This is a genomic window from Mesorhizobium sp. B2-3-11, from assembly GCF_006442215.1.
Taxonomy (GTDB): domain Bacteria; phylum Pseudomonadota; class Alphaproteobacteria; order Rhizobiales; family Rhizobiaceae; genus Mesorhizobium; species Mesorhizobium salmacidum.
Genome location: NZ_VFVS01000024.1, coordinates 41,636 through 60,791, shown reverse-complemented (window position 1 = coordinate 60,791; position 19,156 = coordinate 41,636). Strand labels below are relative to the sequence as shown.

At 56.1% G+C, this 19,156-nt stretch carries 18 protein-coding genes; 11 read left to right on the top strand and 7 right to left on the bottom strand.

All coding sequences use genetic code 11. The features are described 5' to 3' along the window. The first annotated feature begins 192 nt into the window (after window positions 1-192). Genes FJ960_RS26160 through FJ960_RS26145 form a run of 4 tightly spaced genes read left to right on the top strand, consistent with a single transcriptional unit; the run spans window position 193 to window position 6,859 of the window. Window positions 193-2,544: a DEAD/DEAH box helicase family protein gene (locus tag FJ960_RS26160; protein ID WP_140717894.1), complete on the top strand. Its 2,352-nt coding sequence runs from the start codon at window positions 193-195 to the stop codon at window positions 2,542-2,544. After that, window positions 2,541-4,010: a class I SAM-dependent DNA methyltransferase gene (locus FJ960_RS26155; RefSeq protein WP_140717892.1), complete on the top strand. Its 1,470-nt coding sequence runs from the start codon at window positions 2,541-2,543 to the stop codon at window positions 4,008-4,010. The genes FJ960_RS26160 and FJ960_RS26155 overlap by 4 nt, the downstream gene beginning before the upstream one ends. Continuing rightward, entirely contained in the window at window positions 4,007-5,722 is a 1,716-nt protein-coding gene (locus tag FJ960_RS26150) for a restriction endonuclease subunit S (RefSeq protein ID WP_140717890.1), read from the top strand. Before FJ960_RS26155 ends, FJ960_RS26150 begins: the two co-directional genes overlap by 4 nt. 6 nt (window positions 5,723-5,728) lie before the next feature. Beyond that, window positions 5,729-6,859: an SIR2 family protein gene (locus tag FJ960_RS26145; RefSeq protein WP_140717888.1), complete on the top strand. Its 1,131-nt coding sequence runs from the start codon at window positions 5,729-5,731 to the stop codon at window positions 6,857-6,859. Window positions 6,860-6,998: 139 nt separating this feature from the next. On the opposite strand, the gene FJ960_RS26140 is transcribed toward FJ960_RS26145, so the two are convergent. Next, window positions 6,999-7,499: a MerR family transcriptional regulator gene (locus FJ960_RS26140; RefSeq protein ID WP_140717886.1), complete on the bottom strand. Its 501-nt coding sequence runs from the start codon at window positions 7,497-7,499 to the stop codon at window positions 6,999-7,001. 194 nt (window positions 7,500-7,693) lie between these two features. Here FJ960_RS26140 and FJ960_RS26135 point away from each other — a divergent pair, with 194 nt between their 5' ends. Further along, window positions 7,694-8,140 carry a hypothetical protein gene (locus FJ960_RS26135; protein ID WP_140717884.1) on the top strand — a complete coding sequence of 149 codons (447 nt, stop codon included), beginning with the start codon at window positions 7,694-7,696 and terminating at the stop codon, window positions 8,138-8,140. Continuing rightward, on the top strand, window positions 8,140-9,477 hold the full coding sequence (locus FJ960_RS26130; protein ID WP_140717883.1) for a hypothetical protein: 1,338 nt from the start codon (window positions 8,140-8,142) through the stop codon (window positions 9,475-9,477). Before FJ960_RS26135 ends, FJ960_RS26130 begins: the two co-directional genes overlap by 1 nt. Window positions 9,478-10,397: 920 nt before the next feature. Here FJ960_RS26130 and FJ960_RS26120 read toward each other — a convergent pair. Continuing rightward, entirely contained in the window at window positions 10,398-10,604 is a 207-nt protein-coding gene (locus tag FJ960_RS26120; RefSeq protein WP_140717879.1) for a helix-turn-helix transcriptional regulator, read from the bottom strand. Between the two features lie 163 nt (window positions 10,605-10,767). On the opposite strand from FJ960_RS26120, the gene FJ960_RS26115 reads away from it, so the two are divergent. Next, the gene (locus FJ960_RS26115) at window positions 10,768-11,151 is read left to right on the top strand and encodes a hypothetical protein (protein ID WP_140717877.1); all 384 of its coding nucleotides are present in this window, start codon (window positions 10,768-10,770) and stop codon (window positions 11,149-11,151) included. A gap of 435 nt (window positions 11,152-11,586) precedes the next feature. On the opposite strand, the gene FJ960_RS26110 is transcribed toward FJ960_RS26115, so the two are convergent. Continuing rightward, entirely contained in the window at window positions 11,587-12,162 is a 576-nt protein-coding gene (locus tag FJ960_RS26110; RefSeq protein ID WP_140717875.1) for an ImmA/IrrE family metallo-endopeptidase, read from the bottom strand. Between the two features lies 1 nt (window position 12,163). Further along, a complete protein-coding gene (locus tag FJ960_RS26105; RefSeq protein ID WP_140717873.1) occupies window positions 12,164-12,508 on the bottom strand; it encodes a helix-turn-helix domain-containing protein in 345 nt (114 codons plus the stop codon). Window positions 12,509-12,630: 122 nt separating this feature from the next. On the opposite strand from FJ960_RS26105, the gene FJ960_RS26100 reads away from it, so the two are divergent. The 3 genes from FJ960_RS26100 to FJ960_RS30025 are packed head-to-tail and all read left to right on the top strand — an operon-like array spanning window position 12,631 to window position 14,489. Then, window positions 12,631-12,915 carry a multiubiquitin domain-containing protein gene (locus FJ960_RS26100; RefSeq protein ID WP_140717871.1) on the top strand — a complete coding sequence of 95 codons (285 nt, stop codon included), beginning with the start codon at window positions 12,631-12,633 and terminating at the stop codon, window positions 12,913-12,915. Then, window positions 12,890-14,071, top strand: a complete 1,182-nt coding sequence (locus FJ960_RS26095) for a ThiF family adenylyltransferase (RefSeq protein ID WP_140717869.1) — start codon at window positions 12,890-12,892, stop codon at window positions 14,069-14,071. Before FJ960_RS26100 ends, FJ960_RS26095 begins: the two co-directional genes overlap by 26 nt. After that, window positions 14,058-14,489, top strand: a complete 432-nt coding sequence (locus FJ960_RS30025; protein WP_246672960.1) for a DUF6527 family protein — start codon at window positions 14,058-14,060, stop codon at window positions 14,487-14,489. The genes FJ960_RS26095 and FJ960_RS30025 overlap by 14 nt, the downstream gene beginning before the upstream one ends. A 383-nt stretch (window positions 14,490-14,872) precedes the next feature. On the opposite strand, the gene FJ960_RS26090 is transcribed toward FJ960_RS30025, so the two are convergent. The 3 genes from FJ960_RS26090 to FJ960_RS26080 all read right to left on the bottom strand — a co-directional run bounded on the left by FJ960_RS26090 (window position 14,873) and on the right by FJ960_RS26080 (window position 18,172). Then, window positions 14,873-17,233, bottom strand: coding sequence for a primase-helicase family protein (locus FJ960_RS26090; RefSeq protein ID WP_140717868.1), 2,361 nt, complete (start codon window positions 17,231-17,233; stop codon window positions 14,873-14,875). A 2-nt stretch (window positions 17,234-17,235) separates the two neighbouring features. Continuing rightward, window positions 17,236-17,430 carry an AlpA family phage regulatory protein gene (locus FJ960_RS26085; protein ID WP_140717866.1) on the bottom strand — a complete coding sequence of 65 codons (195 nt, stop codon included), beginning with the start codon at window positions 17,428-17,430 and terminating at the stop codon, window positions 17,236-17,238. An 88-nt stretch (window positions 17,431-17,518) separates the two neighbouring features. After that, the gene (locus tag FJ960_RS26080) at window positions 17,519-18,172 is read right to left on the bottom strand and encodes a hypothetical protein (protein ID WP_140717865.1); all 654 of its coding nucleotides are present in this window, start codon (window positions 18,170-18,172) and stop codon (window positions 17,519-17,521) included. Window positions 18,173-18,257: 85 nt separating this feature from the next. On the opposite strand from FJ960_RS26080, the gene FJ960_RS26075 reads away from it, so the two are divergent. Beyond that, window positions 18,258-19,016 (top strand): hypothetical protein, encoded by a 759-nt coding sequence (locus FJ960_RS26075; protein ID WP_140717863.1) that lies wholly within the window; start codon window positions 18,258-18,260, stop codon window positions 19,014-19,016. Window positions 19,017-19,156 lie beyond the last annotated feature (140 nt).

Sequence of the window (19,156 nt, the reverse complement as noted above, 5' to 3'; positions counted from 1 at the left end):
TCTGTTCGCGGGTTGCGAAGTGCCTGGCACCGGGCGGGTTCTGTTGCTAGAGCTTTGGCCAATGGCAGAGCTATCCGCTTACAAACGTCGAAATGCTGCGCTCACCCAGAGACCGCTGCAACTGGGAGTTGTATATCCAGCTGGCGTTCACTTTACATAATGCGTCATGTATCCTGAGAATCAGGGGGCGATTTGAATCAGGCCGACAAACAGAATCTAAGCGAGAGCGATGTCTGCGACTTGTTCATAACCCCTGCCATCAAGCAGGCTGGTTGGGATCAATTAAAGCAGGTTCGGCGAGAGGTCACGCTAACACCCGGCCCCATCATTGTGAGGGGCAATCTTTCATCTAGAAACAAGAAGAAAAAGAAATTCGCTGACTATGTCTTATCATGGCAACCGGGATTGCCGCTCGCCGTCGTCGAGGCAAAAGACAATAAGCATGAGGTCAGCGACGGTCTGCAACAGGCGCTTGGCTATGCCGAAATTCTAGACCTGCCAAGCGCCTTTAGCTCCAACGGCGACGCCTTCGCACAGCATAACCGCACTGCTGGCAATGGCGAGGAGATAGAAACATCGTTCGGAATGGATGAATTCCCGGGCGTAGAAACGCTTTATGCCCGCTACCGGCTGTTCCATGGCATTGAGCCCAAGGAAAGGCCCTTGGTTGAGCAGCCCTATTATCTCGATAGTTCGGGCAAGGAAGCGCGCTATTATCAGGTCGAGGCGATCAACCGCACGATTGAGGCGATCGCCAAAGGGCAGCGTAGGGTTCTGCTCATTATGGCAACAGGAACCGGTAAGACCTACACAACCTTCCAAGTCATCTGGCGGCTCTGGAAGGCTCGAGAGGCGAAGCGCATCCTGTTTCTTGCCGACCGCAATATCCTTGTCGATCAGACGCTGGTAAACGACTTCAAGCCGTTCGGCGAAGCGATGACCAAGGTGCGGAACCGCAAGATCGATCCAGCCTACGAGATCCACCTTGGTCTCTATCAAGCACTTACAGGCCCCGAAGAGTCCGACAAGATATTCAAGTCCGTCTCCCGCGACTTCTTCGACCTCATCGTAGTGGACGAATGCCATCGAGGCAGCGCCTCAGACGACAGCGCGTGGCGCGAGATTCTGGACTACTTTGATGGGGCAATTCAGGTTGGCATGACCGCCACGCCCAGGGAGACGCAATACGTCTCCAACATCACCTATTTCGGCGATCCAGTTTATACCTACAGTTTGAAACAAGGCATCGAAGACGGCTTCCTCGCCCCCTACAAGGTCATCCGCATCGACATCGACAAGGACGTCCTGGGTTGGACGCCACCGTCGGGCATGGTGGATGACCTCGGCAACCCGGTCGAGCAGCGCGAATACAATCGCGTCGATATGGATCGGATTTTGGTTCTCAATCAGCGCACCAAACTCGTCGCCAAGCGCGTTATGCAATACCTCAACGCAACCGATCCGATGGCGAAAACCATCATCTTTTGCGAGGATATTGACCACGCCGAACGAATGCGAGTGGCAATCGTTAACGCCGCCGGGAAGCTGGCGCTCGACAATCCCCGCTACGTGGTGCGGATTACGGGTGATAGCGTCGAGGGTAAAGCCCAGCTCGACAACTTCATCGACCCGGAACAGACCTATCCGGTGATCGCCACGACGTCGCAGCTCCTCACCACGGGAGTGGACGCGAAGACCTGCAAGTTGATCGTGCTCGATCAGACGATCCGGTCCATGACCACCTTTAAGCAAATCATCGGTCGGGGAACGCGGATCGACGAGGACAACAATAAATTCTTCTTCACGATCATGGATTTCAAAAAAGCGACCGAGCTATTTCGCGACGATGCCTTCGACGGTGCGCCGGTCGTCATCTACGAGCCCGGCGAAGATGACGATCCTGTGCCGCCCGACCCGCCGGAAAAATCGGACGACAATCAAGAAGACGATGAGGACGACACTGGCGGCGCGAGTAAGATCGTCATATCTGGCGTCCCCGCCCGGATCATAGCTGAACGCATCGAATATATCGGCACCGACGGGAAGCTGATTACCGAGAGCTACCGGGATTATGCGCGCAAAGCGATCGTGTCGGAATTCAGTTCACTGGATGAGTTCATCCAGCGGTGGAACGAAGCTGACCGCAAACAGGCGATCATCGAAGAACTGGAGGAACAAGGGATCGTTCTCGCCAATCTTCAGGAAGCGGTAGGGCGCGACGTCGGTGACTTCGATCTGCTCGCCCATATCGCCTATGATCAGCCGCCATTGACCCGTCGAGAGCGTGCGGAGAAGGTCAAGAAGCGGAATTACTTCACGAAATACGGCGACAAGGCTCGCGCGGTGCTGGAGGCGCTTCTCGACAAATACGCAGACGAAGGCATCGCCACTATCGAGGATACGAAGGTGCTGCGTCTCAAGCCATTCGACGACATCGGCACTCCGCTTGAAATCATCAAGGGTGCCTTCGGCGGCAAAGCCGAATACGACGCGGCGGTCCGCGAGCTCGAACACCAGATTTACGAACAGGCATATAACGAATGAGTAACGTCTCCGGCGCCGTCAAATCGATTCAGGACATCATGCGGAAGGACGTTGGCGTCGATGGCGACGCGCAGCGCATCAGTCAGATGGTTTGGATGATCTTCCTCAAAATCTACGATGATCGTGAGGAGGAGCTCGAGCTTACGGAGGAGGATTTTAGCTCGCCTATTCCCGAACGATTCCGTTGGCGTAATTGGGCCAAGGATCGCGAGGGAATCACGGGGGATGGCCTGGTCAAGTTCGTGGACGAGCTGTTCAACGTCCTCAAGTATCAGCTCCCGACCATCGGCGAGGTTGGCAAGCGCGCACAGGTTATCCGCGACGTGTTCGAGGATACCTATAACTATATGAAATCCGGCACGCTGATGCGGCAGGTAGTCAACAAGATCAACGAGATCGACTTCAACAGCAGCAATGACCGCCATACCTTCGGCGCTATCTATGAGCAGATCCTGAAAGACCTTCAGAGCGCAGGCAACGCAGGCGAGTTCTACACCCCTCGTGCCGTCACCAGGTTCATTATTGACCGGCTGGCACCCAGGCTGGATGAAGTAGTCTTCGATCCCGCCTGCGGCACGGGCGGGTTCCTCGCCTGCACCATTGATTATAAGCGACAGTTCGTGAAATCCCCCGACGATGAGACGCTGCTGCAATCCACAATCAGGGGCGTCGAAAAGAAGGCGCTGCCGCATATGCTGTGCGTGACAAATATGATCCTACACGGCATCGACACCCCGTCAGGTATCGTCCATGGCAATACGCTAGAAAAGCCATATCGCGATTATGGCGAGAGGGACCGCGTGCCCGTGATAGCCACCAACCCACCGTTCGGTGGCATGGAGCAGGACGGCATTGAAGGGAACTTCCCTCAAAATCTCCGCACCCGAGAAACCGCCGACCTTTTCATGGCTTTGATAATCAAGCTGTTGAAGCAGGGCGGGCGGGCAGCGGTCGTGCTGCCCGATGGATTCTTCTTCGGTGAAGGCGTCAAGACCACGCTCAAACAGAGCCTGATAGACGAGTGCAATCTGCACACTATCGTCCGACTGCCCAATGGCGTGTTCAACCCATACACGGGTATCAAAACCAACATCCTGTTTTTCACCAAGGGCACGCCGACCAAGCAGACGTGGTTCTATGAGCATCCCTATCCACCAGGGGTCACCAGCTATAACAAGACCCGGCCAATGCAGTTTGAGGAGTTTCAGCCCGAACGCGCATGGTGGGGTGATGAGGCCGATGACTTCCGCCACCGCCGAGAGACCGAACAGGCTTGGAAGATTAGCGCTGAGGACGTGGCCGCAGGCGGCTATAACTTGGACCTCAAAAATCCGCATATCGCCGACCGCGAAAGCCATGACCCCGATGAGTTGCTCGCGCGATATGCCGCGCAACAGACGGGTATCCAGTCCCTGCGGAACCAGTTGAAGTCCATTTTGGCAGATGCGCTGGCAGGCGACGCATGACGGTCGATATCGCGTTGTTGGTCAGCGACAATTTGGATGTTTGGACTACTGCCGTTGAGCGTAGGGCCACCTCAGGGCGCGGTGGTGGTGGGAGGCGGGTGGACCTGTATGGCATTGATCGCCTGCGCCCACTGATTGTGGATTTAGCGGTTCGAGGCAAGTTGACATCACAAGAGCCGGACGAAGAACCTGCGGCAGCGGCGCTGGCTAGGCTGGCCAAGGCACGTCGCAGCAAAATCGAATCAGGTCGAGCTAAGAAGCGGAATGGACTGAGCCCTCTTCCTGTCGATTTGCCCATCCTGCCGGAGGGTTGGGCATGGACGCAGCTAGGCACGATCGCCGAAATTAGCCCATCAAACATCGCAGACGATCAACTTGATGCGTCGTTCGTGCCTATGGCACTTGTCTCGACGCGGATCGATGGCGCGCATGAGGCCGAAACCCGAAACTGGGGTGAGATCAAGAAGGGATTCACTCACTTTGCGGAAGGCGACATCGGCCTAGCCAAAATTACGCCATGTTTCGAGAACGGCAAGGCTGCGATCTTCGAGAATCTCGCCAACGGCATTGGCGCGGGAACGACAGAACTGCATGTCGCTCGGCCTTGGTCTGAAGATGTAAACCGTCGATATCTACTTCTAACGATGAAGACGGCGTCCTATCTCCATGATGGCGAGCTAGGAATGACGGGCACCGCAGGTCAAAAGCGAGTGACCCGGACTTACTTTGAATCATCCCCGCTTCCGTTCCCACCCCTTGCCGAGCAGCAGCGCATCGTTACCAAGGTCGATGAACTCATGGCGCTGTGCGACGCGCTGGAAGGGGAGAGCGCTGCTTCGATAGCCGCCCATGAGGGGCTGGTCGAAGCCCTGCTCGCCACACTGACCGCCAGCTCTGACGCTGCCGACCTTGCCGTCAACTGGACTCGGCTGGAGACGCATTTCGATACCCTCTTCACTACTGAATCGAGCGTCGATGCCTTGAAACAAACGATCCTCGAATTAGCAGTGCGCGGTAAGCTAGTACCCCAAAACGCCGACGACGCACCGGCATCCGAGTTGTTAAAGGCCGTCAAGGTGCAAATGGCCGATCTTTCCAGGCGGGGGCGTACAAAAACGCCAACCGAGATGGTCCCAATCCGAGAGGGTGATTTGCCGTTTCGTGCTCCTGAGGGGTGGGCTTTCGCTCGATTCAGCGAAGTTTTAATCAATAGAGATGCAGAGCGGGTCCCAATCTCTTCAGACGATCGGGCGCGGCGAAAGGGTGAATTCGACTATTATGGCGCGTCAGGAGTGATAGACCATATTGATGATTATATTTTTGACGAGCCTCTGCTATTGATCGGCGAGGACGGGGCAAACCTGGTTAGTCGCTCTACTCCAATCGCATTCATTGCAGAGGGAAAATATTGGGTAAATAATCATGCCCATGTTCTTCAAGCGATTTCGATCCCGCTGCTCTGCTATATGGAGATCTTTATAAATGCTATCGACTTGAAACCTTATGTCACCGGCACAGCCCAGCCGAAGATGAATCAGGCAAAGATGAATTCGATCGTTGTCGCTGTCCCCCCAGCAAACGAACTGGAGCGCATCGTCGCGAAAGTAGGAGAGCTAAACGCGCTTTGCAACGCGCTCAGATCACACATCGAGGAGTCCGCCGCCACCCAACGGCACCTAGCCGCCGCAGTTGTCGAACGGGCAGCGGCGTAGACTTTGATGGCGACCGCTGCCGAAGCGCCTAAAATCTGGTGTGATGAAGACGGCCATCGCAAGTATGAGGATTATGCGGATTTTAATGAGTGGTTCGATAGAGCCGAGGGTTCTGAATTGCGCGCTAAGGCGTTGGTCGAAGGTTTGGCGAACCCGAGTAAGGCATTCTTCGCGGGCGACCGTGAAGCGTATAACGTCACTCTTGAAGGCTTCCGTCTCGACCGCCGAAATGAATGGTTGAGCAAAGAGCCGCTCGATGAGCTTCTAGGCGACAATCACTGGTCCGATCGGAACGCGGCTCGTTTTGACCAGCTTTGCGACCGCATGGAAGCCGGTGATGTCGTCCCTTTCATAGGCGCGGGCCTGTCTCAACCGGGTGGCTTTCCGACGTGGAGGGATCATCTGAGGCGGCAGGGCCGGACGGCGGGTTTGGACGCCACCGTCGTGGAAGACCTGTTGACGCAAGGCCTCTACGAGGAAATCGTTGATCGGATCGAGCAGAAGCGGGGCAACGATGTCTTCGCTCAGGAGCTTCGCGACGCGTTCAGCAAGAATGGGGCAATCCCGCCCGTCGATTATCTTATCGCCGAGCTATTTCAAGATACTCTGATAACGACCAACTATGATCGCCTGATCGAGCAATCCTTCGACCTTGGTGGCGGCAAGGCTGTCGAGGTGCTGACCCCAGCGACTATCTTACGGCCCCCCGCCGCCGGCAAGGTCACCGTCATCAAGCTACATGGGAACGTCGATGCCCCGGCGTCATGCATCCTCAGCAAGGCGCAATACGCCGCTGCTTACGGGGCGGAGGCCATCGACTTAACGCTCCCGATCCCTCAGGCTCTAGACTACTATTTCCGCAATGGGAGTTTGCTTTTCCTTGGGTGCAGCCTCAACCAGGATCGGACGGTGCGGGTATTCGAAGCAATTAAGACGAAGGCAAGAGACGATCTCGCCGACCTCCCGCAGCATTTCTCAATCGAACAATGCCCTGCCGATGAAGCCGAGCTGATCGCGCGCAATGAATATCTCCTCCGCCTAGGCATTACTCCCATCTGGTTTCCTGCAGGCGAGTTCGATTTCGTCGAAGGCATTTTGCGGCTAGCCCGTAACGAGCTGCGTTTCCGCCGCGACTGAGACGGGTTCGGGCCATGCCGATAACAATCTGCTGCACCCACTCCACCTCAGCATGCTTGTCGACCAATAAGAGAATTTGATCGACCGCAGTCTTCGGAAACCGCGCTTCCCGTCTGCGGCCAGGAGCGAAAGCCGTGTACTAAGCGGAGCGGGCTTCGGGTCGCAGTGGTTTGTTTTCCAAGGAGAACAATAGCAATCTACGACCTTTCAAGTGCGACTTGACGTCTTTTTCAGCCATTTGAAGATCAAGTACGAATGCGAATGCTCTTTGACCATCGCTGGTGAGTTCCGTGAGAGCCCCGTCCGAGTCTGGGAAAAAGAGCTTATGTCCGTCTGTCGCTACAAAGCCAAGAGCACCTTTCTTGTCTTTGGTGTGCCAATGCGAGCGGGAGAGTTCAGAAATGGCTTCCTTCAACCTTTTCAATTCGATACCTGCTTCACGGAGGTGTTGTACCAACTTGGCCACGACGAGATCTCGGTAAGAGTAGTATCGGACCGTACCTCGGGTGCCCTTACCCGGATACGCAGGCGTGAGATAAGCCTCCCGCGCCAGGTAGTTAACCATGTGCAGGCTGAGGCCAGAGATGGCGGCCACTTCACGTGCGGTGAACCCATTCAACAATTGTCGGGGCTTTGGCATCGGTTGTGCATTTCTGCCGCTAAAAATTGAAGTTAGAGCTTATTTCATTTATTGTGAGTCGGAAACCTTTTGTTCCCGCAGGCGTTTGCCGCAATGAACGTACCGGATTTTGTCAGGTCTCTGGCTGCGCCTACCAGCAGTGCGCTTTCTGCAACTGTCAGCTTTTGCTAAGATCCAACCGAGGGAGACATCTGATGCCGATTTCAGCCGCGAACCAAGCCGTCGATGCGCGTGGGGTTGCGTTTCTTTTGGCTCAGGCCGCTCGCGGATCGTTGGACAATGTTGGTTCCCATGCGGATCGTGAACGCTCGTTGAACAATGTGTTCCGGCTGCTGAGATTGTTTAGGTCCCAGTCTCGCTTCAAGGTTCAACCCGCCGTGGTTGCTATCCCTCCGTTAAACTACGAAGCCGTGGCATTGACGCCCTTGTCCGAGCGGAACGTCGATGACGTAACTGATGCCATGTCCAGCGCACTCGTTGAGACATTTGGACAAGGGGGCGCAGGCCCGCTGGATTTGATCGAAAACGTTTTGCGCGGCGTTGCCTATCCTGACAAGTTTGCAGCTCCGTCCAACGTCGACCGGGAGAACGCACGCAATTTCTTCGGCGCTTTGGCCCACAAGCTGAATATTTCTGCTTAATGACGCCACTCGCTTTTCTCAACGAAGAGCTAGCTAACGTAGAGCGCGTTCTCAAAGAGTCTCTTCGCCATGAATATGGCCCAAACAGGAGTCGCGACTACTACGAGGAATGCGCGTCTCGACTTGCGGTAATGCGCGCGACTATTGCAGCGCTATCACCTACTGATCGCTTAGCAATTGCCACACAACTTAGTGAGCTGGGGCGTCTTTCTTCTTTTATATCGCTATTAGAGCGTTCCCATCTTGGTGAATTTTCCTGGCCTTTTGCCGATGCCATACGGCGAATTGCCGATCTACTTCTTACCGAGCTTGACCTTAGCGGCAACGAAAAGCGTCCTATACTTCATGTCGTAGCGGATGGCGGGGGCTATCTGATACACAACGAAATTATTCCCGGATATTCGAGCAATCGGCGCCTCGCTGTCGTCGCGTTCCCACGCCCGCTTAAACACCACGTTTTGCTGCATACGATATTCGGGCATGAAATCGGACATACGACTCTCTTTGCTCCCCATATTAGCCAAGATCTTACAGACGCCATTTTGCACCTAGTAGCCGGTGGCCCGCTGGCTTCCCACGGTAGTGCGACGCAGTGGATCAAGGACTCGAATGCACCTGTCGATCTGAAATCTGTATTGGCTGATTACAAGGCTCGTGCAGGCCACGATTTCGAGTTCACACAATCATCATGGAGTTCGTGGGTCGTCGAATTCTTCTGTGACATTTTTGGCTGTTTACTTTTCGGTCCGTCTTTTGCTGCTGCCCATGTCGCATTGCTCAAGTCGATGCACTCATCGGACTTTGCTGTCGGATTGGACAATCCTACACACCCTCCCTACGGAGTGCGTCACATTCTCGTTGCTCGTGTTACCCAAGCCCTTGGCTGGAGCGCACCCATTACGCTAGCGCGCGATGGTCCAATATTTGAGGCAGAGAAGGCCTTTTTCGACTATATACAGATGGGTCCGGTCGACGCATGGGCGGATATATTCACGACTCATCAGTTGAGTGGCGCTATAGACGCGATTAGGACCGTTCTAGACGCGAATGGTAAACTTCTCTATACTTCTCCAAAACGCGACGATCTTATTCGCCTTATACGTAATCTCTGCGATGGGATACCGCCTGTAATTAATGAATTAGATGAATTCGGTAATAGCCAGCTCAGCTCGACGGCGGTGCCCCACATATTGCTCTCCGGATGGATCACCTGGATTGGCTCTGACAAATTGTCGTTGACCGGTTCTTTAGGCTTTTTTGATCTTAATAGATTGTGTGATCTCGCACTTCTGCAACAATGCGGAATCGACATCGTCAAAAGAGGTTCAGTGATCTAGATGGCGCAGTTGGGTCGCGGGGAGATCATTCGACGACTCAGGGAACGCTCGTTAGTTGTATCCCCATTACTATCTTCTGATCAGATTGGCTCAGCTAGTATTGATTTGCGAATGGGCTGCGTCGTGCTCATGGTCCGTGCGCGAGGCGCCTCTCACGTCGATCCGGCAGCTGCAAAGCAGGCCCATGCTTCCGCATCACCGCACAAATTTGCTACCGAACAACAGCAGAAACATGAACGGTACGAAATTCCCTTCGGTGAACGTTTTTTGCTTCATCCGGGCTCTTTAGCATTAGTACCCACTTATGAGTGGGTGAAACTGCCGGCCGACTTGACAGGCAGTGTTACAGCTCGCTCGACTTGGGCTCGCGAAGGACTAAGTATAGCAACTGCCACTTTGATCGAACCCTTATATCATGGCATTGTGACCCTAGAATTGGCTAATCTTGGGCAGATTCCTATTGCGCTGTACCCCGGCATCCGACTTGCCCAGTTGTCCTTTGTCACGACGGTAGGTGACGCAAAACGACCTTCTCAGGCTCAGTTCAACCTATCATTCGAACCCCGCCAAGGGAACGTTGTGGGCCGAGCGGATGAGCCCTTCATCCCCTAGTTTGTCGCTATCTCGCCAAGCCCAGGATTCCGTTGGGTTGACCCAAGAGGTCGGCAAGAAGGATCGACCCATTCGGCATGCTCAACAAAGGTTGAGGCCAAATGTTCGGATTGTCCCCGCTCCATCCCCTGGCGATTTGGAAGGTGCGTTAGGCCAGGTGGCGAACCGCGCTGCTCATGAATAGCCGCTCTGCACGACGGCCGACGGCTGATTAGGCCGAGCGGCTGGTTCGACGGTGCCACGGCGTCGGCGTCTGCGGGGCACCATCCCCAATCCTCAAGGCGCGCCCGATCCGCTTCAGCATCAACTCAAGAGACGTGCTTCTCCGCGGCTTCGATGATCGCCACGGGATCAGCGCCAATCGCCCTCGCAACGCTGACGAACTCGGCCACGTCCAGTCGGCGCTCTCCCAGCTCAAACTTAGAGACGAATGTCTGACGCCATCCGAGACGTCGGCCCAGCTCGACCTGCGTAATGCCTGCTTCCTTACGCGCCTCAACGAGGAGCGCGATCATTCTGCGATAGAGATCGGAACGAAGTGAGGACAATGGAGGCGCCAGTGCTGAGACCGGCTCTTCAATAAAACCCCAAAACGATGTACCCCAAAATCGGGTATTGGGCTAAACTCACCAGCGCCGAACCTTAGCGGCTAATTTTGATCCAGGCGGGAGGTGGACAATGCAGCGGTTGGTATTCCTTATCGTTTTTGGTTGTGGTTTTCCTGTCGTTTCGCTCGGCCAGGAGGTGATAAATACCAACTCGGCCGGTTTCACGAAAGAGGAGATCGATATAGTTGCCGAAGCTCTCGGAGACCAACTAATTGACCCTTATTCTGCAAAGATCAGCGATCTATTCCACGGGATGAACAACGGTGTGGTTTGCGGCCGAATAAATGCGAAGAATCGTATGGGAGGATACGTCGGGTACGCACCGTTCTACGTGTATACATCGGATAGAAAGGCCGAAATTATCCGTCAGGAGCCCGACGAATCTCCAGACGGTTTCCTTCTTAGATTGAACCTTATGCGTGCAGTCTGTAACCTGCCGCCCAACTCAGAGTAACCAACCTAATTCGTTTCCTGGCCCGAGACGGGCACCCCCCTTAGCTGAAGCCTGCCGTGACAGTCGACGGGCACAGAGACCTGGTGCCTGCAGAGGCATCCGGTTGAAGGCGGCCGATCTATCCCCACCATACTCCAGCAAAGGTTAGGGTGCGCGCCTGCAAAACGGCGTTTTAGGCCGCCTGGCGTCGTGTCAACGGCCGCTCGGGGAGCGTAGGGGGAGCGCCGGCTCTATTCGACCGTCGAATGTGACCGCGCCACCGACCGTTATGCCTTCCGAGTGGGCTCGGCAGAGCCCCTTCTGTAGAGCAAGCCCCTCCTCCCCCTCCCCGGTCAAAAAAACGCCCCGGCTTCGGCATTTTCCGGGTCCCCTTTCGCGGCAACCGCGAGGCAATGGAGGCCAGTCCGCCCACTCTTCGAACGGCTCTACGCCAACCTAGGAGATGGCGCCGGCACGATTGCGGCTGCCCGCGCCGACCCTGCGCGCATGAATGGTATGGGCGCCACTGACGCGCAGCCTATAATCCAGCATTGGCTGACTGACGCCGTAGTGCTGCTTCGCATCCGATACCAGACCTTGGCTGACGACGTAGAGCGCTGCTTCATTTGGTATGAGCAGACACCCACCGAGGAAATTGGCTTCCGCCTCGATCCCGCCGTCGCGGGCGCGTTCGCCGTCCTCCGTCAACGGCGGCGTGCATTTATGACCGAGGAAGCAATGCGCCAGTTCATGGCAGATGTTACTGCGCTGTCGGTGCACATGGTGCGAGTCATTGTGTACGATCGCAGTGGTCGCGCCGCGCGGCACGGTCACGGCAGAAAATGCGGACTGATCTCTGCCGAGAAATGCTCTGGTGTCGCGGTCGAGTTCGCTGAGCTTCAGCAAGACAATGTCGAACTCGGTGCAGATCGCCGCAGGATCGATTGGATCGATCGGGCCAAGGCCCATCTGATCGCGCACCTTTAGCGCGATGCGATTGGCGTTCGCCTTGAAGCCATGCCGAAATTCCAAGTCAACTCTCCTTCAACCTGTTGTATGTGCTGAGAACTATCTCCTCCATCAGCTTGGCGTTTGTCGGCGTGAGGTTGGGGTCTGCGCGCAAGAGTGCGGTGATTTTGGCCAGTGGCGGTGCGTCGCCGCCTGTCGTTCCAGGAATAAACGATTCGGCCTTGAGCTTCGACCATTTCAGAAGGGCAGCCAGCCCGTTCACATCGGGTTTGGCGCCCTGGCCCATCCGAGACAATGTGGAGGCGGCAACTCCAGTCGCCTCCGCGACATCTTTCCAAGTCATCTGTTGGCTCAGGCGAGCCGCGTTCAGTGCTGCGAAGAATGATTCCGTATCAAAGTTGTCGGCCACGTCGTCTCCGTTGCGAAAAAGGGATCGATTGCGATCTTGCAATTCTCCCGAATCTTCTCTACAGGTAACAAATCGATTGCGATTTCGCAATTGATTGCTCGAACCGCATCAAGGAGAATGCCATGGAAGTCGCCGACGCCGCCCAAAATACCGCAGAGGGGAAAGAGAAGACCGTCACGATCATCGTAAACGGTCGTGCGAAAACTTTGCCCAAGAGCGAGGAGATTACCTTCGACGAGGTGGTCGAGATTGCCTTTCCCGGTCATCCCTCTGGCGATGGCATCCAGTACACAGTCCAGTACACCCGCGGACAGGGAAACAAGCCGGCGGGCACGTTGGTCGAAGGCCAGTCGGTGAAGATCAAGGAAGGGATGGAGTTCGATGTCACGTCGACCAATCGCTCTTAGTCCCGATCTGCTCCGCCTGCAGAATGAGGGCTATGACATCGACATCCGGGACGGATTCCTGCTTGTCAGGAACGTCCCTTTTGTCACTACGGCCTGCAGGATCGAACGCGCGACGTTGATCTCGCCGCTGTCGTTGTCGGGGGATGTCACCGTGAAGCCCGGCAAGCATGTCTGCTACTGGACTGGAGCACACCCGTGCCATGCAGACGGCGCCAAAATCAGGTCGATCGAAAATGGAGCCGGGCCGCAGGACCTGGCCCCCGGCCTGCATGCCGCCTTTACCTTTTCCGCCAAGGCGGACTACCGGGACTACCACCACAAGATGACGACCTACATCGGTCGCATCGCAGGCGAAGCGGCAAAGCTCGATCCGGCCGTTACAGCCCAGACGTTTCCGGCCATCCCGACCGACGACGATGAATCAGTGTTCGAGTATGTCGACACCGCAACGAGCCGCGCAGGCATCGCTGCGATCAACGCCAAGATTGCCGGACAAAAAATCGGCATTGCTGGCCTCGGCGGCACCGGCAGCTATGTCCTTGATCTTGTCGCAAAGACCTCAGTCGCCGAAATCCACCCGTTCGATGGAGATGTCTTTTCCCAGCACAACGCTTTCCGGGCACCAGGAGCTGCTAGCCTGGAAGAGCTGAAGGAAGGCACCCCAAAGGTCGAGCGGTTTGCCCGCATCTATTCGCGCCTGCATCGCGGAATCAAACCACATGGAGTCTTCCTCGATGAGACCAATGTCAGCGCCTTGGCCGGCCTTGATTTCGTTTTCGTCTGCATGGACGTCGGCGCTGCCAAACGCGCGGTGATAGATTATCTCGTGACAAATGGCATTTCGTTTATCGAGGTCGGAATGGGCGTGACGGTCGACGACGGGCGCCTAGGAGGCATCGTACGCGTCACGGTCAGCACACCCGGGACACGCGACCGGGCTGCGCCGCATATATCCTATGCCGACGGCGCCGTCGGCGCCAATGAATATGCCAGCAACATCCAGATCGCGGAGCTTAACGCGCTGAACGCCGCCTTGGCGGTCATGCAGTGGAAGAAGCTCGCGACGATATACCGGGACAGCCGAAGGTCGGTGTACGTTGGCTACTCGATCGCGAGTGGCGAAATCATCGCCGAGGGACCTGATGACGTCGGTTGACCGCCTTGAGCCCAGGTTCGTCGAATATATCCCCGAAGATGTCGAACCGGGCGTCCTGTATATTTCGCGGCGCTTTTCGACAGCAACCCATCTTTGCTGCTGCGGTTGCGGTCGGGAGGTGGTGACGCCCTTCAACCCCGCCAAATGGAGCATCGCCGAGCACGATGGCAAGGTCTCGTTGAGCCCATCCATAGGCAACTGGGGTTTCCCCTGCCGGTCGCACTACATCGTCTCCGGCAACCGTATCCTGTGGGCGGGTTCGATGTCACCTGAGGCCATTGCCGCCGTGCAAAGGCGGGATGTCCAAGACGCTGTGCGCCTTGCACCACCGAGGCCCAGTTGGGGTCGTGGACTGCTGGCTGGCGCTCTGGTTGCCTGGACGTCGACGGTTGCCGCGATACGGGGGTTATGGCGCTAATGGCCCGCGACTTTACCCTCGGAACTCACTGATTGCGGTATGTGCCGCAGGTCCTGAGCGGTCGGCCAGATAGATCTGTCGTTGATGCGCGCGCGACGAGATTGCTGTGGAAAAGAGCCGCAAGCCGGCTTCCGTTTTATCGAGCTGATATTCCGTCGACTTGGCGCAGGAGTCATTCTACAGCGGCCTGCGCAGATGGCGAACCATAGCTACCGACACCGGCTCTACCGAGTTAGCCGCCTTTTTCGTCGATGCTCTCGACAGAAGGTAAAATCACCACACGAATTTCATAGAAAGTCGGTCAAGGCGGTGAAGTCGGTTAAGCGTCTCAACTGACATAAGAAATATGTTGCCGACCTTCCCACCGGGACGTCGGCAACCAGTTAGAATGGGGAACTCCCCCTCCGGTCGAGTGGGTCCTGCAGCCTCTCCCACTCTCCCGTATTGGTCCAAACATGCCGGAAGCGCGCCTTGTCCCAGATCTCCCGAGCTTCCCCCAAGCTGGGAATACGGAACCCTCGCGGGCGTCGGCCGTCGTCCTTGACGAAACCCATGCCAGGAGCTGAATTTCGGCCCGCTCCAAGGAAAGCGGCCACCTTCACACTCGTCACGCCCCATCGGATCGTTTTAGAAAGATGTTCCGCGAGGCGACTGGTCGGCATAAACGCCTCGCCACCAACGTCGAGTTGGACGAAGGATGGCAATTCGCCATTGACCAAGCAATCGAACCAGAACTGGTCAATGGGTGGCAGACTCTCTGCTTGTTGCTGGGCAAGGGCATCAGTCTTCGGGATGCCTTGCCTCGGGTGCCAGCCGGCAAGATCCATCTGCTGCAAATCTATCAGCATGGCTGCCAGTCCGCCTTCGTTGTAGAGCTGGTAGTGGAGTGCGTGGAAGTAGGCGTCATCGCCAGCCCGGTGCGAAGCCAGATCGAATATGGCGAAGCGCCTCTCGTCCATCGACGCCGGCACGACCCAGTTCTCGTTGCTAGCCATCAGGACATGAAGACGGTTCGTCGACTTGACCATGTCGACGCCCTTTGCCTCAATCGCGATCTCCGGTTCAGTGATCAAACCCTTCAACGCTCCCTCGGCGCTCTTGTCACCGGGCCAGTAAGCCTCATCCGCGAAGAGCAGGCAGACGTCTCGCAAATGCGCATTGAAGCGCCCGACCAGGCTCTCAGCGCTGAATACATGGAGCGCATGCTGTCCGAATATCGTGCAAAGCGCGTTTCCGAAGGTACCTTTGCCGGTGCCCTTCCCACCGATAAACACGAGCGCGACCTCGGCAGCGCGATCAGGATTCTGGATCGCCCACGCAGTCCATCGGATGATATAGTTGCTCCATGCTTCGTTGCCCTTAGCCAGCACCTCTACAATATGCTGACGCATCAAGGACCAGTCTCCAGGTAGGGGCTCAACGGCGAATCCCGTCCACAGGTTGAGCTGATTGGAAGCAGCCTTGTCCGATGGATCGAATACGATCTCGCGGTACTGACGCCGCATCGGGTGCTCCAGCCACCATTTGCCCAGCGGCACTTCCTTTGGCACCGCTCCTGTAGTTCCTACTGGAACCCGCCTATTGAGGTAGCCATCCCTTATGTCTTGAAATGTCTGCATGCTGATGGTGGTACGATTCGAATGCGCTTCCTTTCCGAAGGTGGCAATCCGACACTTTCCGCCCCAGTCCAGAATTACGGCATGCCGTTCATTCAGGTCTCTTAGGTAGGGGTGGATTATGAACTCCTTAGCCCGCTCTATCTGCCGTATGGCATATCGCGAGCTGTTCCTGCCCTTGTCCAGAACGCTTTCGGAGATGGCAAAGCTAGGGTCCAAGATGATTGAATGGATGATCTCGTCCGGCACTTGCGCTCGAACGAGGCCACATACTGCATCAAAGAGCCATGCGGACCGGCTGTCGTCCGCTTTCGTTTTAGCCGTCGCAGGATCGCGACCCTGCACGCAGACAATTTTCAAGCGCTCATCGACGTTCCACCGATCCAGTTCGTTAATCGAAACCAGAAATTTTGGGGCGGCTGGAACGAACACTTGACCCGCAGGTGCATTGACCACGTCGGCTTGCACGGCTGGCGCAGGTTCGAAAGAATTGAGTGTGTACCTGAGCCCTTCATTAAACGACCACACGGTCGCCAACGCCGGCAGCCTTCCCTTCCGCAATTTGTTTTCATCGGGGACATTGACGGTCCCTGGCAGGCGAGCGATCCGATCGATGTTGTGGCAGGCGTCGCCGCCCAGGACCGTCGCCAGCCCGAGGTTGTAGCGCTCCAAAAGATCAATTTCGTCGGCGCCGGTGATCGCTTGGGGCGGCTCCAGTTTCCAGATAGCCCAGTAGCCTCCGCCGCTATCCAAAATAATAGATGGTTCAGGGACAAAGGGGGGCCTGCCGGTGGTGAGAAGCTCCAGGATCCGCTTGCGTTCATCCGTCAAATTCTCCCCTGAACGCGGATCGAGATCCACGTGGAGACACGACGCTACGGCGATGTCGTCCTTTGCAGCCTTCTTGTTCAGCGGCCTCTTTATCTGATTCAGCGAAAAGTAGATGTTCTCCCGGCCGTTCCGGCCATCGATCCAGGTTCGACATTGCTCGGCTTCCGCTGCGGAGAATGTAGCCGACCTGATCGACTTACGATCAGGGGGTATAGCGGTTAGATGCCAATGGCCTTCTGGTGCATATGTCAGAAGGAAGGCGATTGCAGCTGCGGTATCTGGTGCAACGGAAGACATGGCTATGCCCTCCCTTGGCCGGAGGCGGTCCGGCTAAGAATCCATGCATCGATCTCGTCGGCGGAGAAAGCGATGCGGGCAGGACCGAGCCTGATTGGGATTGGGAATGTGCCGGCACGGATGCGGCGGTAGATCTCGGTCTTGGACAGCGGGATGCGCTCCAAGACCTGCTTCATTGAGAGAAGTCGCTGTGACATTTCATGGTTCTCCTTCGGGTTAGGTGAAGAACCATGGCAGACGGGGCCGGAGATATGGCGCGCACTAAATCGTCGCTGATAGGGCTAATTAAGTTTCAGGGCCGGCGGAGAGAGTTCTCTTTATGCGACTAACAACCGTCTCGAAATTCTCAATCAGGTATTGGTCGGGGTGCAAGAAAATCCCGGCAGCATTCAGGAAATCTATGCCCTCGGATTTGGCTGACCGAGGGGCCTTTACTCCTTTCTTGGTTGGGAGCTCAACATGTCGCTCCACCACATTGCCAAAAGGGGCTTTCTTCTCAGAGACCCAAAATTGCATCATGATCTCGGCGAAAGCGCGCAACGGCCTGAGTGACAGACCGCTTCCGGAGCGTGACCTCCCTGGATTGCCTCGCGCTCGATTGTAATGAAGGTGGTACTCATCGAGCAGACTAATGATAAAGTCGAACTTCGGGCCGATCGGATCGGATGATCTGTCCATATCTAGGAAGTACGAAACCTCAGCGCGCGCTTCAGCTGGCAGGCCGCTCCACAATTCAGCGGCCTTTTGGACCGCACCCAAGACCGGAACTATGTGGGCGACAGAATGTGTCGCGCCTTCGCGCCATGCCCAAAAATCGCGTTCAAATCGATACGCATGGAGTGCCTCAAGCGTCGCAGCATGAAGCCGGTCGACATCAAGATCAAAGTCCTTAGCAAGCTCCCCAATCAATTCTTTGTCGACGACGATGATGCCGGCCATCTCCCTTCCCCCTGGTCTTAGACTGGCTCCGGTGGCCATGCTATCACATGGTTTTCTGATATGGCTCTCGATAGGATTCATCATCATGTCGGCCACTTCGCTTTCTGTTTTCCTACCTGGCGTTCCAATCGACAAAGTCCTGGGCCGACTGGCGAATGCCGGTGGCAACGAAATCCAGAGCGGAAAACTGACGAGCCCGGAGAGCTCGGCCGCCCTGGCGGTAAACACCTTTGGCTGGTTCGTTGAGCGGCCGCACCTCTTGCCACCCTTTCCCAGAATGGACGCAAGCCAGCCACCAACTATGGTGGAGGTGGAATACTGCGCCCGCTTCCCATGGTCGGGTGGACGTCACCCCTGGCTTGATGCATTCGTTGAAACACCAGCTTGTATCATCGGCGTGGAATCCAAGCGGTTCGAGCCGTTTCGCGACAAAAAGACCGTCTCTCTCTCCCCCGCCTACGACCGGCCCGTCTGGGGCAGCGGTATGCGGCCATTCGAACTTTTGAGGGATCGACTACGCACCGGCGAGGCTTCGTTCGCATATGTCGACGCGGCCCAGCTTGTGAAGCATGCTTTCGGGCTGGTCACCGAGTCCAACCGCAAAGGAAGGCCTTCCGTTCTCTTGTATATCTTTGCCGAACCAATGCAGTTGGGCGGTCGCAATATCGACCAAGACGACATCTTGAATCACCGTAAGGAGGTGCAGCTTTTCAGCAACATGGTGGCAGGTGCCGCTGTGCACTTTGTGTCATGCAGTTATCGAGAGTGGCTAGCGACCTGGCCGACTGAAAACATCGAAGTGCAGTGTCACGCGCAAGCTGTATTGGAAACGTTTCGCCCCTAAGTCCAGGGGGCCTCTTCGAAGAGCGATAGGCCGACGCGCTTGCGGTGTGCAATGATCGTCTGAATTAAAACAGATTTGCACCGCGAAGGGGCTGATTTAGCCATACAATTTCAAAGGCGCTTCCGAGTGTTAGAAATAAT